This window comes from Pseudomonas typographi (genome assembly GCF_014694385.1).
GTDB classification, from domain to species: Bacteria; Pseudomonadota; Gammaproteobacteria; order Pseudomonadales; family Pseudomonadaceae; genus Aquipseudomonas; species Aquipseudomonas typographi.
The window spans coordinates 48,225-64,730 of sequence record NZ_JAAOCA010000032.1; the positions used below are offsets into that span (position 1 = coordinate 48,225).

Here is a 16,506-nt window from a genome sequence, read left to right on the forward strand (position 1 = left end):
CGTCCTCTGAAGGGCTTTTGTTTTAGGCCAGCCAGGCCATGGCGCAACGGCGTGACCGATGCCGTACCTTAGTGAAGTTTTAACATGCGCGTCAATTTATTTAACAAATATTAACACCATGGGTTAGCATTACCTTAGCGCAGGCGCCAAGCGGCGGCACTTGGCGGCAAAACCTGTGCAAATATGTGAACCACCGTGTGCCCATTCGATCAGGAGCCAGCATGACACCCCCCACTTCCCGCCCGCTGCTGGGCTGCATCGCTGATGACTTCACCGGCGCCACCGACCTTGCCAACATCCTGGTGCGTGGCGGCATGCGCACGGTGCAAACCATTGCCGTACCGGCCGCGGACGCTGCCGCCAACCTGGACGCCGATGCCCTGGTGGTCGCGCTCAAGTCACGCACGGTGCCCGCGGCGCACGCCGTCGAAGCCTCCCTGCAAGCCCTGCGCTGGTTGCAAGCGCAAGGCTGCCGGCAGTTCTTCTTCAAGTATTGCTCCACCTTCGATTCCACCCCCGCCGGCAATATCGGCCCGGTCGCCGAAGCCTTATTGAACGCCCTGGGCAGCGACTTCAGCATTGCCTGCCCGGCCTTCCCGGAAGCAGGCCGTACCGTGTTTCGCGGCCACTTGTTCGTGCACGACGCGCTATTGAGCGAGTCGGGCATGGAACACCACCCCCTCACGCCCATGGGCGATGCCAACCTGGTACGGGTGCTACAGGCGCAAAGCGAGGGCGCGGTGGGCTTGCTGCGCTATGACTCTGTGGCCGCCGGGGCCGAGGCAATCGCCAGCGAATTCCAGCGCCTGCGCAAAGCGGGCGTTCGCCTGGCCATCGCCGACGCGATCAGCGATGCCGACCTCAACGCCCTCGGCCTAGCCTGCGCCGGCCTGCCGCTGATTACTGGCGGCTCCGGCGTCGCCCAAGGGCTGCCAGGGAATTTCCGCCGCCAGGGCCTGCTGCGCGAAGGCGAGGCCGCGGCAGTACCCGCCGTCCATGGGCCCGCCGTGGTATTGGCCGGTAGCGCCTCGAAGGCCACGCAAGGCCAGGTCGCCGCCTGGCTCGACAGCGGCCGCCCAGCGCTGCGTATCGACCCGTTAGCCTTGGCCGCGGCCGAGCCGGTGGTAGCCCAGGCCCTGGCGTTCGCCGCTGAACACACGCAGCCAGTGTTGATCTACGCCACCAGTGCGCCAGAGACCGTCAAGCGCGTGCAAGCCGAATTGGGCGTAGAGCGCGCAGGCGCCTTGGTGGAAAACGCCCTCGGCCAGATCGCCAAGGGCCTGAGCGAGGGCGGCACCCGCTGCTTCGTGGTAGCCGGCGGCGAAACCTCCGGCGCGGTGGTGCAGGCATTGGGTATCAAGGCGCTGCAGATCGGTCGGCAAATCGACCCCGGGGTGCCTGCCACACTGGCTTTAGGCGGCGCCGTGCCGCTAGCGCTAGCACTTAAATCTGGCAACTTCGGCAGTGTGGACTTTTTCGACAAAGCCCTGCGCCGGCTGGCGGGGGACTGGGCATGAGAGACGAACACGCATTGCGCGACGAAATCTGCAGCGTGGGGCACAGCCTATATGCCCGGGGCTACACGGTCGGCAGTGCCGGCAACATCAGTGCACGGCTCGACGACGGTTGGCTGATCACCCCCACCGACGCCTGCCTGGGCCGGCTGGACCCCGCGCACATCGCCAAGGTGAGCCTCAGCGGTGAATGGGTCAGTGGCCACAAGCCCTCCAAGACCCTGGCACTGCATCGGCAGGTGTATGACCGCAACCCCTCGGTGGGCGGCGTGGTACATACCCACTCCACTGCGCTGGTGGCGCTGACGCTGGCCGGCGTGTGGAGCAGCGCCAGCATTTTGCCGCCCATCACGCCCTACCAAGTGATGAAAGTGGGGCAGATTCCGCTGCTTAGTTATCAGCGCCCGGGTTCTAGCGCCGTGGCCGAGCAGGTGGCGCAGTTAGCCAATAGCGTACGCGGGGTAATGCTCGAGCGCCTGGGCCCGGTGATATGGGAAAGTTCGGTGAGCAAGGCCAGCTTTGCCCTTGAAGAGCTGGAAGAAACCGCCAAGCTGTGGCTGATGACCCAACCGCGCCCAGCCCCCTTGGGCCCCGCCGCATTGGCGGAACTCGCAGAAGCGTTCGGCTGTCGGTGGTAGTACATGGCCGAACGCGGCGCTGCGAGTGGGGTGTTGCTGAACTTGGCGGTGAGCGATGCCCGTTAGCGACTGGGCACCGCTTAACGCCAACCGGTGTGGAGCGCTTGAAACACCACGGTGAGCGGTACAACCCAGGCATGAAAGAATTCAAGGATATGGGCCCAGCGCCGACACGCTGGCAACCCCATGACACAAGGAACTTGCCGTGATCCGCCTGTCGATCAGACAAAAACTGCTAGGGCTAGGTATCGCCCCCGCGCTGGTTTTCGCCGTGGTGCTGACCAGCGTCGCCGGGATCGTGCTGGAACGCAGCGCCGATACCGAACTTAGCGATGCCCGGGCACGCTTGATAGACCGCAGCCGAGCAACATTGAAGAACTACGTCGATATCGCCCTGAGCACCGTACAACCAATCTACGATGCCTCGGCCCCTGGCGACGTGGCCGCACGCGACCAAGCGCTGGCGCTGCTCAAGCCCATGAAGTACGGTGCCGAAGGTTATTTTTTTGGCTACGACAGCAAAGGCGTGCGGGTTTTCCGGGGCACCAATGCCGCAGGCGTCGGCCAAAGCTTTTGGGACAGCCGCGACCCGGATGGCACTTACCACTACCGCACGTTCGTGGAAGTGGCGAAGAATAACAGCCACTTTATCGATTACTTCGCGCCCAAGCCCGGCCAGGACGACGTGCAGGTCTCCAAGCTGGGTTACACCGCATAGCTGCCCAAGTGGGATTTGGTGCTGGGCAGCGCCATCGACATGGGCGACATCGCTACCCTGATGGCCGCCGATGAGGGCACCAAGGCCGCCAGCGTGCGCAAGGTGCTGACCACCGTGGCGGTGGCCACGCTGCTGCTGGTGCTCGCCGCTGCATTGGCTGCTGCACTGGTGGCCAACCGCGTGGTGCGGCCGCTGCGCCTGCTCAAGGCCAACCTTGACGACATCGCCGCTGGCGAGGGCGACCTTACCCATCGCTTGCACATTGGCAGCCGCGATGAACTCGGCGAGCTGGCAGGCTCGTTCAACCGTTTCATCGATAAAATCCATACCATGGTCCGGCAGATCGCGCACGTTACCCAAACCCTTGGCGGCCTGCTGGCCGAGGCTGCGCACCAAACGCAGCGGGCCGAACAGGCGATGCAGCGCCAACGCGAGGAAACCGATCAGGTAGCCACCGCCATCAACGAGATGTCCAGCGCCGCCCAGGAAGTCGCCGGCAGCGCCCAGCAGGCGGCGCTCGCGGCGGCGCAAACCGACGAACAAGGCCAAGCCGCAAGGGCCGTGGTCAAGAGCAGTATCGAGCACATGGGCACCCTGGTCGGCGACATCCGCGACAGTGGCAGCAGCCTGGATACCTTGCAGCAAGACGTGCAGTCGATCGTCAGCGTACTGGATGTGATCCGCGGCGTGGCTGAACAAACCAACCTGCTCGCGCTCAACGCGGCCATCGAAGCCGCCCGCGCCGGTGAAGCCGGGCGCGGTTTTGCGGTGGTTGCCGACGAAGTTCGCGCCTTGGCCAGCCGCACCCAACAAAGCACCCAGGAAATCCAGGGCATGATCGACCGCTTGGAAAACGGCACCCAGGCCTCGGTGGCGGCAATGCGCCGCTCCAGCCATGCCGGTGAAGGCGCCAGCCAGCAAACCCAGGAAGTGGGCACGGCCCTGCAGAACATCGCAGGCCTGGTAGGTACCATCAATGCCATGAATGCACAAATCGCCAGCGCCGCTGAAGAACAAACGTCAGTGGCCGAAGAAATCAACCGCAGCGTGCACAAAATCGCCACCGCCGTAGATAGCCTGGCCGGCGAAACCGAACAAAGCGCCGCCACCTTGCGCCAGGTCTCCGCCTTGGGCGGGGAGCTTTCCGGTTTGGTCGGGCAATTCAGGATCTAACGCCAACGGGCCCGCCTAGCCTTGGCCAGAAAGTAGCGTTAACAGCAGCACCCATAGCACGCGCTGGCCATGCCCCAGCGTATCCACCGTGACACAACGCCATTGAGAGAGAACACGATGTCCGATGATGCCAATGTCCCGGCGCGGCGCGATTTTCTTCGCAAGTCGCTGACCTTGATCCCCGTGGTCACCCTCGCCGGCACCGGCTTGCCACGCCTGGTCCAAGCCGCCGAACCGGCCACCGCCCCGGCAAGCCCCGAGGCGCCCTACCAACCCACGCTGTTCAACGCCCAACAATGGGCCTTCGTAGTGGCCGCCTGCGACCGCTTGATCCCAGCCGACGCTACCGGCCCAGGTGCGGTCGAATCCGGCGTACCGCAGTTTCTCGACCGCCACCTGCAAACGCCCTATGCCAATGGTGCCATTTGGTACATGCAGGGGCCGTTTCTGGAGGCTGCGCCTGAGTTTGGCTACCAAGGCAAATTGAACCTGAAAGAAATCATCCAAGTGGGCATCAAGGCCTTCGACGCCTTTTGCCAGACGGCCGACGGCAAAGCATTCGCCGAACTGCCGCACCCGCGCCAGGAAGAGCTGCTGAAGGCGGCCGAGGGCGGCAAGCTGGAACTGGACAGTATCAGCGCCAAATTGTTCTTCTCCAACCTGCTGAACGAAGTGCGCAACGGCTATTTCGCCGACCCTTCCTACGGCGCCAACAAAGACATGGCCGCCTGGAAAATGATCGGTTACCCCGGTGTGCGCGCCGATTTCACCGACTGGGTCACGGTGCGCGACAAACCATACCCGCTGGGCCCGGTGGACTTGGCCGGGCGGAGGGGCTGAACATGGCGAACATTCAACCAAAAGTAGACGCGGTCATCGTCGGCATGGGCTGGACCGGCGCGATTTTGGCCAAGGAACTGACAGACGCCGGGCTCAATGTAGTGGCCTTCGAACGCGGGGCCGACCGCGATACCCAGCCAGATTTCGCTTACCCGCGGGTGGTTGACGAACTCGAAGGCTCGGTACACCGGCGCTACCTGCAAAGCCTGGCACAAGAAACCGTGACCGTGCGCCACACCCCAACCGCCACGGCGGTGCCGTACCGGCAAATGGGCTCGTTCAAGCCCGGCACAGGCGTGGGCGGCGCCGGCAGCCACTGGTCGGGGTGCCATTTCCGCGCCCTGCCGGAGGACTTCAAGCTGCGCAGCAATGTGGAGCAACGTTACGGGCGCAACTTCATTCCGCAAGACATGACCATCCAGGATTTCCCGGTCAGCTACGACGACCTCGAACCGCACTTCGACCATTTCGAGTACGTGTGCGGCACTTCCGGCAAGGCCGGAGTGATCAACGGCGTGAAACAGCCCGGCGGCAACCCCTTCGAAGGCTCGCGCTCGCGTGAGTTCCCGCTGGGGCCCAACCCCAGCTATCTGGGCGCCGAAATGTTTTACAAAGCGGCCCGGGAGGTAGGCTACAACCCGTATCCGATCCCCGCCTCCAACGCCTCGGCGGCTTATGTGAACCCCTACGGCTGCCAAATGGGCCCTTGCAACTTCTGCGGTTTTTGCAGTGACTATGGCTGCCTGAACTACTCCAAGGCCAGCCCCAACGCGTGCATCCTGCCGGTGCTGCGCCTGCGCAAGCAGTTCGAGTTGCGCACCCATTCGCAGGTGCTGAAGGTCAACCTGGACAGCGACGGCAAAAAAGCCACCGGCGTGACTTACCTCGACGCCCAAGGCCGCGAATGCGAACAACCGGCAGAGTTGGTGCTGCTGTGCGCGTTCTCGCTGTACAACGTGCACCTGATGCTGCTTTCGGGGGTGGGCAAACCCTATGACCCGGCCAGCGGTGAAGGCACGGTGGGGCGTAATTATTCCTACCAGAACTTGAACCGGGTGATGATGTTCTTCGGCAAGGACACCCAGGCCAACGGGTTCATCGGCATCGGTGGCGGCGGCACGACCATCGACGATCTCAACGGCAACCAGCTCGACAACGGTAAGGCCGGCTTCGTCGGTGGCGGCATCATTTGGGCGCGCCAGCCCGGCAGTGGCCCGGTGCGCGGTGTTAGCGTGCCCAGTGGTACACCCAACTGGGGCCCACAGTGGAAAAAGGCCGCAGCCGATGCGTTCCGCCATTCGTTCTACTACGAAGTACAGGGCGCTTGCATGAGCTACAGGCAGCACTACCTGAGCTTGGACCCTACTTACCGCGACGCATTCGGCCGGCCGCTGCTGCGCATGACCTTCGACTGGCACGATAACGAGATCAAAGCGTCGCAGTTCCTGGTAAACAAGGCCCTGGACATGTGTAAGGTGCTGAGCCCGCAGTCGATGGCCGGCGATGCGAAAAAAGCCGGTGGCCACTACGACATCACCAAGTACCAGAGCACCCACACCTGCGGTGGCGCGATCATGGGCAGCGACCCAAAAACCTCGGCGCTCAACCGTTACCTGCAATCCTGGGACGTGCACAACGTGTTCGTCATCGGCGCTAACGCCTTCCCGCAAAACAACGGCTACAACCCCACCGGCATGGTCGGGGCGCTAGCGTACTGGGCGGCGACTGCGATCCGTGAGCAATACCTGAAAAAACCAGGCCCGCTGGTACAGGCGTAAGGACACGACCATGAAAAAACTTCTGCTTTCGCTGGTTTGCCTGGCCGTGTTGGTATTCATCGCCGTGTTCGCCTACGCCCTGTGGCCCACCCACACCGCCGCGCTGCAGCCGCCGGCGGACCTTGCAGACGCGGCGCTGGTGGCGCGCGGCAAATACCTGGCCGATGCTGGGGACTGCACCGCTTGCCACACCGCCAATGACGGCAAGCCGTTCGCCGGGGGCCTGCCGATTGCCTCGCCGATTGGCACGCTATACAGCACTAACATTACCCCGAGTAAAACCCAGGGGATTGGCAACTACAGCCTGAACGACTTTGAACGGGCGCTGCGCCATGGCATCGCCGCCAACGGCGACAGCCTCTACCTGGCCATGCCCTACCCGTCCTATGCGCGCGTCAGCGACGACGACCTCAAGGCGCTGTATGCCTACTTCATGCACGGCATAGCCCCGGTTGAACAAGCCAACCGCGCCAACGACGTGCCCTGGCCGTTGTCGATGCGCTGGCCCCTGGCGTTGTGGCGCAAGTGGCTGGCGCCCGCGCCGGAGCAGGCGAAGTTCGACGCCGCGCGCTACAGCGACCCGGCAGTGGCGCGGGGGGCGTACTTGGTGCAGGGCTTGGGCCACTGTGGCAGTTGCCACACACCCCGCGCACCGACCTTGCAGGAACGCGCGCTGGATGAAAGCGGCGCACAATACCTGGCAGGCGGCCCGCACATCGACGGTTGGCTGGCGGTGAACCTGCGTAGCAACGACGCCACTGGCCTGGGTGCCTGGAGCATCGATGACATCGTGACGACCTTGCGCAGCGGCCGCAACCCGCACCGTGCTGTGCTTGGCGAAGCCATGGGTAACGTGGTGCAACACAGCACCCAATACCTGAGCGATGCCGACCTTACGGCCATCGCCAAGTACCTGAAAACCCTGCCAGCCAGCCCAGGTGAAACCTCGCGATTCAAGGCCGACCCAGCAACCGCCCAGGCCCTGGCCAGCGGCCAGGAGAACAGCCGTGGCGCGCAACTGTACCTTGACAACTGCGCGGCCTGCCATCGCAGCAATGGCCTAGGCAACGCCCACGTGTTCCCCGCCATCGCCGGTAACTCCACGGTGCTCGCCGGCGACCCGGTGTCGTTGATTCGCCTGGTGTTGGTCGGTGCCAAGCTGCAAGGCAACGCCGCGGCGCCTTCGCCATTGGGCATGCCGGGGTTCGCTTGGCGCCTGTCGGATGATGACGCGGCGCAGTTGCTGACGTTCATCCGCCAAAGCTGGGGCAACTAAGCCCCGGCGGTGCAGGCCGGTGACGTAGCAACGCTGCGCAAAACCCTACCAGACGCTTCGCCGGCGGTGTCGCGCACCGAGATCGTCCGCTAAGCGTCGAGCTACCATGGGCGGGGTAAGCTCGCCCTGCCCTTGGGTGGTTTACAGGCGACCCTCGGCGAGCGCCATCGCTGTGCAAGGCTTTTATTAAACTATTCAATGCCCAGCGCCCACGTGTTAGTGGGCGCTGGGCATTAGTGTGGTGTTGTAGAAGTTGAGTGCACGATGTTGGCGGTGCCTTTTGCCGCCGTGATACGTTGCCGTTCCTCGCCATAGCCGTGCTATGGCGAGGAACGGCGCCTTGCCCGACCGAAAAATTCCCGCGTCGAGAGGGTCTGAACACCACATTAGAGCGTAACTACCGAGGTTAAAAAGCCTGCGCCGTGCAGCGGCCCACGGCTTCAAATCGGCGTTTTTTGGTTGTGGTTGTCCAGCGGAACCCCGACGTGGCCGCCGGCATGGCGCTTGGCCTCATCGATACCGAATAACAGCACTTGTGACGCGGGGCCTGGGTCGTTCTTGCGTGGTTTGGACTCCTCATGGACCTTTGCGCCATTGGCGTCGTACACGCGCATCACCACCTTGTAGTCGCTCGCCCCGATCTGGTAAACCTCGACCTCGATCCTCGCGTTATTCTCAAGCACCAGGGTGCGCTGCGCATCTGCAGCTACCTTACCCTCCGTGCCGCTGTGCCCTTGCCCTTGCCCATGCTCTGCCATGCTTGTTCCCCTCATCCGATGGACCTACTACAACCGACCCGGGCGCTATCGCAAGGTTCAAGGCATGGCCACCGGTTGGGCCAGGGCCTGTCGCAGCTTCGCGGCCAGTTCGTCTTCGCGGTAGGGCTTTTGAACGATCAATTGCTGGCCATCGTCCAGCCCGCCCAATTCAGCATAGCCGGTAATGAATACCACCGGCAGCTCGGGCCTGCGCCGGTGTAACTCAGCAGCCAATTGGGCGCCATTCATGCCCGGCATGGCGTAGTCGGTGAGCACCAGGTCGATACCGTCGTGCAGGCGCATCAAGGCCTGTTCGCCGCCGTCTGCTTCGATCACGCAATAGCCCAACCCGAGCAAGGTCGAGGTGGTAATTCCGCGCACACTGGCGTCGTCGTCCACCAGCAACACTGTGTGCTGCGGGCCGGCCTGCGGCACTGCGGCCGCGATGGGCTCGGGCACGGCGTGCGGCGCTTGCGGCCCACCCGGCAGGTACACCTTCACCGTAGTCCCCTGCCCCGGCACGGACTCGATCGCCACGCCGCCGCCGGATTGCTTGGCAAAACCGAACACCTGCGCCAGCCCCAACCCCGAACCTTTGCCCACCTCCTTGGTGGTGAAGAAAGGCTCGAACGCTTTGGCCAGTACAGACTCGCTCATGCCGCTGCCCGAATCTTGAATCGACAGCACTACGTAGTTGCCTGGGTCTGGCGCTTCTGGCCGCTGCGCCGGTGTATCGATCACTTCATTGCGAGTGCTTAGGCGCAGCGCCCCGCCCTCAGGCATGGCGTCGCGGGCATTGATGGCCAGGTTGAGGATGATCATTTCGGTCTGGGTCGGGTCAACCTGGGCGCTCCACAGCTGTGGCTCGGTGTCGGTCTCAATCCAGATGCTGCCGCCCAGGGTACGCTGCAATAGGTCGAGCATGCCTTCAACGGTTTCGTTGAGGTTCACAGCGCTCGGTTGCAGACGCTGGCGGCGTGAGAACGCCAGCAATTGGCCGGTGAGCCGCGCACCGCGCTCACCTGCTTCAAGGATATTCTGCAAGCGGTTGGCAAAACGCCCGTAATTGCCCTTACTCAGATCACGCAGCAAAAAGTTGGTGCTGCCCAAGATCACTGTCAGCAAGTTGTTGAAGTCGTGGGCCACACCCGCGGTGAGCTGCCCCACCGCCTCCAGGCGTTGCATTTGTTGCAGGGCGGCCTCGACTTGTTCGCGTTCGTCGATTTGCTCACGTAGCCGCTCATTGGTGGCCGCCAGGGTATCAAGCACTTCACGTTCGCTGGTGATGTCGCGCACCGCGGCGTAAAGCACCCCATCTTCCGGCACGATCGTCCACGACATCCAGCGATAACCGCCATCAGCATGGCGCAAGCGGTTGACCACGCGGCTAGACACGTTGCCACCGGCCAAGCTGACAATTTCTCGGTCAGTGGCAGCTTGGTCTTCAGGGTGTACCAGGTCGGCCAGGCGCATGCTTGCCAACTGCTGGCGCGTCCAACCAAGTGTGGCCTCCCAGGCCGGGTTCAGCGCCTCGGGCGTGGTGTCTGGTAGCATCACGGCCAACAATTCGCGGGACAGTTCCCATGTGCGGTCCCGTTCACGGGTGCGCTTTTGCACGCGGTCACTGAGCAGTTCGTTGAGGCGCTCCAAGGCTTCGGTGGCCTGCTTCTGTTCGGTAATGTCTTGCAGCACACCAGTAAAACGCACGCATTGGCCGTTTTCGAAGCTGGAGCGGCCGGTAGACTTGAACCAGCGCTCGGTACCACTGGGCAAGCGCACCCGGTAGTCGATTTGGTAGGCCGGCGCCCCTGCCAAGGCTTCTTCGACCCGGCGGCGCACACGGGCCAAGTCGTCGGGGTGCAGGGTGGAATAAAAAAATTCAAGGTTGACCTGGCCGTCTTCAGCCAGTTCGTGCATCGCCTTGCAGCGGGCGTCCCAGATCAGCTTTCCACTCAGCGGGTGCAGGTCCCAGGTGCCCATGCGCGCCGCCTCGATGGCAATGCGCGCCCGCGATTCAGCATCGTGCAGATCGCGCTCAGCACGGCGGCGCTGGCGGCGCTCTTCCACCTCCGCCAAGGCACGCTTTACCGCTGCCGGCAGCAACGGCAAGCTCTGCTTGAGTACGTAATCGGTGGCGCCGCTGCGCATCATTTGCACGGCGTGCTCTTCGCCGAACACGCCAGAAATCACAATGAACGGCGTCAATGGCGCGGTTTCACGGGCAATCTGCAGCACCTGCTCACCTGAGGAACCGGGCAGTAGCACATCGCTCAGGATCAGGTCGAACGGATGCGCTTGCAACGTGCGCTTCACGTGCTCATGGTGGTGCAGCACCGTGGGCTGCACGTGCAGGCCCGCGCGCTCCAACGTCAACAGGGTCAGTTCGGCATCGCGGGTGCTGTCTTCTATCAACAGCAGTTTCAAGGGTGGCGAAGGCATGGTTACGCTAACTCAATACGCAAAATGGCGGCCGGGCATCAGGGCTTGGCGGGACGCTGAAGCCGTAAAGAACCTGGTGGTGGCTCGTTGAGCACCGCCCAGAACACCCCCAGGTCGGAAATCGCCGATACGAATGCCTTGAAATTGACCGGCTTGACGACATAGGCATTGACGCCCAACTGGTATGCCCGCTGCAGATCGGGCTCTTCTTTGGAGGAGGTCAGCATCACCACTGGCAGGCTGCTCAACTGCGCAGTTTCGCGCACGGCCTTGAGCACTTCCAAGCCATCGACCTTTGGCAATTTCAGGTCCAATAGCAATACCGCTGGGTGGCCCTCGACACGCTGGGCATGTGCGCCGCGACGAAACAGATAATCCAGCGCCTCTGCGCCGTCACGCAACACGATCACCTCATTGGCCAGTTGGCTTCGCTCCAGGGCAACGAGGGTTAATTCTAAATCCCGCGGGTTGTCTTCGACCAGAAGGATGGGTTTGAGCATAGTGGCCTCTTGAGCACGAATGAGTTGACGCTGATTCAGTCACGTTTGGGCAACGCAAAGTAAAATGTTGCGCCTTCGCCAAGCACCCCTTCAGCCCAAACCCGCCCTTCATGGCGCTCGATAATGCGCCGTACACTGGCGAGGCCAATGCCGGTTCCCTCGAATTCCTCCATGCGGTGCAGGCGCTGGAATACGCCGAACAGCTTGCCCGCGTAGGCCATGTCGAAGCCTACGCCGTTGTCTTTGACATATACGATCACCTCGGCGCCCTGCTGTTGCGCGCCGATGCGGATCACCGCCGGTGCGCGGTCGCGCGTATATTTTATGGCGTTTGCCAGCAAGTTGCGCAACGCCAAATGAATGAACGCGGCATCCGCTATCACCCGGGGCAAGGGTTCGATTTGCCAGGCCACCTCGCGCCCCGCGTAATCGGGGGCCAATTCGCGGCGGGTGGCATCGACCAGGGCGCCTAAATCGACATCAGACAACCGCAACGCCGAACGGCCCATCTGCGAGAAGCTCAGCAGGTTATCGACCAGCGTACCGGCAAAGCGCGCCGACTCGCCAATGTGCTCGAGAAAACGCAGCCCCCGCTCGGAGAGGTTACTGCGCTCGAAATCATTCAGCAGCTCGGCATAACCTACGATGTGCCGCAACGGCGCGCGCAGGTCGTGGGACACGCTATAGGAAAACGCTTCCAATTCCTTGTTGGACTTTTTCAGGTCACGGGCCAATTGGGCCACTTCCTCGGCTTTGCGCAACACGATGCCCAGCACCGCCATGCGCAGTTCCAAGGCGCCCTCGATGATCATCGGCTCCCACGCACGGCAATGGCCACTGACGGTCTCTTGCCACTGCTCGAAGCTGCTGCGGGGGTTCAACACGGTGCCCCCGGCCCACTCTTTTTCAGGGCGCCCCGCCCAGGTTACGGTGCGCCGCTGTTCCACCCGGAACCACACCAAATAATGGTTATGCAGCTCTGAAATCGCCACGGCGAGCACGCCAGCGATGCTCTCGGCAAGCCTGGGTAGCTCAGGGATATCACGGCCGACGTTATCGCTGTGGAATACCTGCTGCGTGCCCAGGCTACGTGAGCTCAGCCATAAGGCCAAGGCTTCGACCTGGTCGGTGCCCGGCGTGGTGCCGAACAGCTCGCAACTGGATTCAGAATACACCGCAGCACCCTGTGCACCGGCGAACCCTATCAAGGTATCCGGCAGTGCCTTCAGGCCTTCCGGCACGCTGTCGCGATCGGCCATCGCCGAGAGCATGCGCACGATACTCTGGCGCAGGCCCAGCAAGCGCTGGGTGTTGGCATCGGTTTCACGGGCTTCGATTTGCAACGACAACACACTGCCGAGCAATTCGCAGGCCATCCGCGCTTGAAACCCGACTGCCCGTGGCGCCTGGTTATGGCATGACACCAGCCCCCACAAGCGCCCCCGCACCACGATCGACAATGACATCGACGCCAGGGTGCCCATGTTACGCATGTATTGCAGATGTACTGGCGATACGCTGCGTAACGCCGCATGGCTCATGTCCAACGGGCGCCCTGTAAGGGGGTTGAGCGGCGGCACCAAGGCCGACGGGCGGTAGTTGGCATCTTCGATCACGCGGATACGGTTGGCGACATACAGTTCGCGTGCCTGGGCCGGGATATCCGCCGCTGGGAACCACAGCCCCAGGAACGACGGGTAGCCCGGGTCCGCTTGCTCAGCCAATACCCAACCATTGCCATCGGTGTCGAAACGATAGGCCTTGACCCGGCCAAAACCGGTGATGCGTTTGATTTCCTGAACAGCCAGTTGGCAAAGCTCGGTGAGGTCGCCCATTTCCTGCGTTTGCCCAACGAATGTGCGCACGAAGGGGTACAGATGGCCATAGGCACCCGCGACATCGCTCGCGGGCTCGAACTCGGCGAATACCACGCCATCGTGGCTGTGGGCCATGACCGCGAAAGTGCGCTGGGCGGCGTAGCTAAAGCGAACGTCGCCCGCATGCACCGGGTGCTTATCGCCGTCGGCAAGCGCCGCCAACTGGCTCAGCAGCGAACCACCCTCGGCAAGCAAGCTACCCAGGGCCTGCCCCAGTACCTGCTGCGCGCCCACACCCAACCAATGGCTGAGGTTGTCACTGGCCTGCAGCACGGTGAACGTGCCAGGCTGCAGGACCAGCATGAACCCTTGCGGCTGGATGCTACCGGGGGTATGAATAGGCTCCTTGGCGCACTGCTCAATGGCAGCTGCCAAAACAGCGACCGATTCGCTCGATGTCAAGTAAGGCTCCTTCAAACCGCTTTGCCGGAAGGCGGGGCGCGTACCCGTAATACCTTAACAGAGTTGTATTACGACGGTAGGCAGGCCAGGCAAAAAAGCGCTGCCTGCAGGTGGCCCAATGTGGCGCCCCCCGAAGTCCACATAAGCATTGGCGGGGGATACTGTTGCCGGGCGAGGCGCCCTGGTGGCTCGTAACAGGGCTATGGGCAGGCTCGGCAATATGGCCCGGGCAGCTAATGCATCATCAAAAATGGCACCGTCAAAGGGTCCGGCCACCCTTGAGATACCCACTAGGCACATGCCGGCAGCCATTCGGTCCATTCTGTGGCCAGCTGCGTTCGAAAACAGGGCGCGGCCGAGGCGACTTTTGACTCACTATCGCGCCACCGGCGCCCGTGAAGCGGCCTCCCGTTAGCCAGCGGCACGCCAAATGCCGATGTTACCGCTACACTGTGGCACAGCCCGGCTTACCGGGTCGTGGTCAGTCGAGGCTCGCTTCATAGCTTGCGCCAACGCGCGCATTGATGACGCTGGCTGAACTGGTTTTTTCAGGAATGGCCTTGCGCCGATGCCCTGGCCGTAGATGTACTTGTACGACGACACAAGGTTAAGATGTTCGTGTACTTCATAGAGGAGCGCATACATGGAAGAGACGCGCCAGCATCGCTCGCTACGGGCCGTGCCTAATGACCGCACATTGCACGACTGGAAAAACCATTGGATTCACGACGAGACCGCCATCTACTGCGCGCAGTGTTTGGCTTCGCAGTCGGTGCTCGATGCCCAGGCCCCGTTCGTACACCACCGGGGGTGCGGTTATGCCCACCCGCTGTTCGCCCATTACCCATGGCAGGACTTGGCCCGCATATTGCGCGCCGATATGCTCAAGGAACTGTCGCGGCCATAGGCCCGCCTTTTTATACAGCCAACGGCGCTGTACAACGGCTTGTATGGCTTTGGCGACCGCTTATCGCGCGCCGCTTCGCCAGGTAAAACTCCGCTGCCTTGCCGCCCTCACAACAGTACCCGCATACCGCGGGGCAACGATGAAAGCGAGAGGAAGCGACCATGGCTAGTACGCAAAAAAGCAGCAACCCCGGCAACTTCGCCAATGACCGTGCGAAGGCTTCGGCGGCCGGTAAAAAAGGCGGCCACAATTCAGGTGGCAATTTTGCCCGCGACACTTCCCGCGCGTCCGAGGCCGGCCGTAAAGGTGGCATGAACAGCCGCGGCAAGGCGAAATCCTGAATAGGCGCCAGCCCGGCACGCTTGTGTGCGTTAGCCGGGCCTGACCTCGCTAAGCTTCCCTCAGTGGGTGCCGATAGCTTTACCGTACGCCGGCCCATTGGTCGGCCCGTTACCGAAGCGGCGGAGCATGAGCGTGGACGATATCTTCTTATTGGTTGAGCATAGCCGGGACATGAGCGAGGTCCAAGTATTAGGCTGGTTCGCCACTGAACGCCAGGCCCGTGAAACGGCCGACGCGCTGGAGTGGCGCGCCCGGTGTAACGCGCCGAAGGCCGGTGAGGCGGGCCCCGGTGGCGCCGCGGCGTACCGGCGCTATTCGGTCAAGGGCATCAGCCGCTTCCACCCTGCAGCACTGAGCAGTTCAACCACCGTACATTGAAATGGCCACACGGCGCGGCGTCACCTTGAGTATGCGCCGGGCCTGGTGCGGTGGATGCCAACCGTTCTACCTGCCGCAGTTAAGCCCTGGCCGATACCGGTCGGGCCTTCTTGACGTTCGTACCTTCATTCATGTTCATCCGCTGCAAAGCCTAAGGCGCGGGAATAACCTCCTTAAAAATTTTTAACCGCACACTGATGTTGTTGAACAGTGGCCGGTTAAACTACTGCGAAAGGCCACCCTCCTAATAGCACCAAACACCAAAGGTCAACGGCCCATGCCTGCAGACACTGCGTTCGAACGAGTTGGTAACGATTTGTTTCTCTGGAAACACCTTTGGTTGCTCGACGGCCAGCGGATACGCTGCTGCTACTGTGAACAAGAGCAATCCCTGACCTGGGCGCATCAAGCGTTGGTGCACGGCCACCATTGCCCGGGGCGCACAGCGTCGGCGCAATACCCATGGCAAGACCTGGTGGAACTGCTATGCGCTCACTATCAAGGCAAATAGGCCTTGTGCTAACGCATCGTTCGGCAGCCCTGGTCTCTACATAACCTTGATGCGCGTTTCACATCCGCTTCACGTTTGCCGGCCAATAATGGGCTCCCCATGTGTGATCTTGCTTCAAACCCGCTTCGGCGGGTTTTCTTTTGGGTGCGCGTTGGGCTTGCCTGCGCAGGGCGTGATGTATATAGTCGCCGCCTGGGTAGCGAAAGGCTTGTCGTTCAACGGCTTAGCGCGTTACCCGTCACGTGCACTACCGCCCGAATGGTGAAACTGGTAGACACAAGGGACTTAAAATCCCTCGCTGGCAACAGCGTGCCGGTTCGATTCCGGCTTCGGGCACCATGCAATTCAAGGGGTGTAGCCCATTCGACCGAGTTTCGGGTATCACTTCTGCTCCGCAATTTTCGATAATGCTCCGCAATTCATAGAATTTGCATTAGCCGACCACCCTCCCCGCC

General features: G+C 62.2%; 13 protein-coding genes, 1 tRNA gene and 1 pseudogene. 11 read left to right on the forward strand and 4 right to left on the reverse strand.

Annotation, left to right across the window (positions count from 1 at the left end):
- Positions 1–221 precede the first annotated feature (221 nt).
- The 6 genes and pseudogenes from otnK to HAQ05_RS21600 all read left to right on the forward strand — a co-directional run bounded on the left by otnK (position 222) and on the right by HAQ05_RS21600 (position 7,937).
- Entirely contained in the window at positions 222–1,517 is a 1,296-nt protein-coding gene (otnK, locus tag HAQ05_RS21575; RefSeq protein WP_190424394.1) for a 3-oxo-tetronate kinase, read from the forward strand.
- Positions 1,514–2,152 (forward strand): 3-oxo-tetronate 4-phosphate decarboxylase, encoded by a 639-nt coding sequence (gene otnC / locus HAQ05_RS21580; protein ID WP_190424396.1) that lies wholly within the window; start codon positions 1,514–1,516, stop codon positions 2,150–2,152. Before otnK ends, otnC begins: the two co-directional genes overlap by 4 nt.
- A gap of 208 nt (positions 2,153–2,360) precedes the next feature.
- Positions 2,361–4,043: pseudogene (locus HAQ05_RS21585) on the forward strand (methyl-accepting chemotaxis protein).
- Between the two features lie 117 nt (positions 4,044–4,160).
- Positions 4,161–4,883, forward strand: coding sequence for a gluconate 2-dehydrogenase subunit 3 family protein (locus HAQ05_RS21590; RefSeq protein WP_190424398.1), 723 nt, complete (start codon positions 4,161–4,163; stop codon positions 4,881–4,883).
- A gap of 2 nt (positions 4,884–4,885) precedes the next feature.
- Positions 4,886–6,661 (forward strand): GMC family oxidoreductase, encoded by a 1,776-nt coding sequence (locus HAQ05_RS21595; RefSeq protein WP_190424400.1) that lies wholly within the window; start codon positions 4,886–4,888, stop codon positions 6,659–6,661.
- 10 nt (positions 6,662–6,671) lie between these two features.
- A complete protein-coding gene (locus tag HAQ05_RS21600; RefSeq protein WP_190424402.1) occupies positions 6,672–7,937 on the forward strand; it encodes a cytochrome c in 1,266 nt (421 codons plus the stop codon).
- A gap of 440 nt (positions 7,938–8,377) precedes the next feature.
- On the opposite strand, the gene HAQ05_RS21605 is transcribed toward HAQ05_RS21600, so the two are convergent.
- The 4 genes from HAQ05_RS21605 to HAQ05_RS21620 are packed head-to-tail and all read right to left on the reverse strand — an operon-like array spanning position 8,378 to position 13,913.
- Entirely contained in the window at positions 8,378–8,695 is a 318-nt protein-coding gene (locus HAQ05_RS21605; protein WP_190424404.1) for a hypothetical protein, read from the reverse strand.
- Positions 8,696–8,752: 57 nt separating this feature from the next.
- Positions 8,753–11,134, reverse strand: coding sequence for a hybrid sensor histidine kinase/response regulator (locus tag HAQ05_RS21610; RefSeq protein ID WP_190424407.1), 2,382 nt, complete (start codon positions 11,132–11,134; stop codon positions 8,753–8,755).
- Positions 11,135–11,172: 38 nt separating this feature from the next.
- The gene (locus HAQ05_RS21615) at positions 11,173–11,634 is read right to left on the reverse strand and encodes a response regulator (RefSeq protein WP_190424409.1); all 462 of its coding nucleotides are present in this window, start codon (positions 11,632–11,634) and stop codon (positions 11,173–11,175) included.
- A gap of 35 nt (positions 11,635–11,669) precedes the next feature.
- On the reverse strand, positions 11,670–13,913 hold the full coding sequence (locus tag HAQ05_RS21620) for an ATP-binding protein (protein WP_190424418.1): 2,244 nt from the start codon (positions 13,911–13,913) through the stop codon (positions 11,670–11,672).
- 643 nt (positions 13,914–14,556) lie between these two features.
- On the opposite strand from HAQ05_RS21620, the gene HAQ05_RS21625 reads away from it, so the two are divergent.
- From HAQ05_RS21625 to HAQ05_RS21645, 5 genes are all read left to right on the forward strand, one after another.
- Complete coding sequence (locus HAQ05_RS21625) at positions 14,557–14,820, forward strand: hypothetical protein (protein ID WP_190424420.1); 264 nt, start codon at positions 14,557–14,559, stop codon at positions 14,818–14,820.
- A gap of 161 nt (positions 14,821–14,981) precedes the next feature.
- Positions 14,982–15,161 (forward strand): con-10 family general stress protein, encoded by a 180-nt coding sequence (locus tag HAQ05_RS21630; protein ID WP_190424422.1) that lies wholly within the window; start codon positions 14,982–14,984, stop codon positions 15,159–15,161.
- A gap of 127 nt (positions 15,162–15,288) precedes the next feature.
- Entirely contained in the window at positions 15,289–15,540 is a 252-nt protein-coding gene (locus tag HAQ05_RS21635; RefSeq protein ID WP_338050273.1) for a hypothetical protein, read from the forward strand.
- A gap of 277 nt (positions 15,541–15,817) precedes the next feature.
- Complete coding sequence (locus tag HAQ05_RS21640; RefSeq protein WP_190424426.1) at positions 15,818–16,051, forward strand: hypothetical protein; 234 nt, start codon at positions 15,818–15,820, stop codon at positions 16,049–16,051.
- A 252-nt stretch (positions 16,052–16,303) separates the two neighbouring features.
- Positions 16,304–16,390: transfer RNA gene (locus HAQ05_RS21645), tRNA-Leu, on the forward strand.
- Positions 16,391–16,506: the final 116 nt, after the last annotated feature.

Excerpts from the sequence above, each read along its gene's own strand:
- otnC (WP_190424396.1), top strand. The coding sequence starts at position 1,514 with ATGAGAGACGAACACGCATTGCGCGACGAAATCTGCAGCGTGGGGCAC.
- HAQ05_RS21595 (WP_190424400.1), top strand. The coding sequence starts at position 4,886 with ATGGCGAACATTCAACCAAAAGTAGACGCGGTCATCGTCGGCATGGGC.
- HAQ05_RS21635 (WP_338050273.1), top strand. The coding sequence starts at position 15,289 with ATGAGCGTGGACGATATCTTCTTATTGGTTGAGCATAGCCGGGACATG.
- HAQ05_RS21590 (WP_190424398.1), top strand. The coding sequence starts at position 4,161 with ATGTCCGATGATGCCAATGTCCCGGCGCGGCGCGATTTTCTTCGCAAG.
- HAQ05_RS21610 (WP_190424407.1), bottom strand. The coding sequence starts at position 11,134 with ATGCCTTCGCCACCCTTGAAACTGCTGTTGATAGAAGACAGCACCCGC.
- HAQ05_RS21625 (WP_190424420.1), top strand. The coding sequence starts at position 14,557 with ATGGAAGAGACGCGCCAGCATCGCTCGCTACGGGCCGTGCCTAATGAC.
- HAQ05_RS21640 (WP_190424426.1), top strand. The coding sequence starts at position 15,818 with ATGCCTGCAGACACTGCGTTCGAACGAGTTGGTAACGATTTGTTTCTC.
- HAQ05_RS21600 (WP_190424402.1), top strand. The coding sequence starts at position 6,672 with ATGAAAAAACTTCTGCTTTCGCTGGTTTGCCTGGCCGTGTTGGTATTC.
- HAQ05_RS21615 (WP_190424409.1), bottom strand. The coding sequence starts at position 11,634 with ATGCTCAAACCCATCCTTCTGGTCGAAGACAACCCGCGGGATTTAGAA.
- HAQ05_RS21630 (WP_190424422.1), top strand. The coding sequence starts at position 14,982 with ATGGCTAGTACGCAAAAAAGCAGCAACCCCGGCAACTTCGCCAATGAC.
- otnK (WP_190424394.1), top strand. The coding sequence starts at position 222 with ATGACACCCCCCACTTCCCGCCCGCTGCTGGGCTGCATCGCTGATGAC.
- HAQ05_RS21605 (WP_190424404.1), bottom strand. The coding sequence starts at position 8,695 with ATGGCAGAGCATGGGCAAGGGCAAGGGCACAGCGGCACGGAGGGTAAG.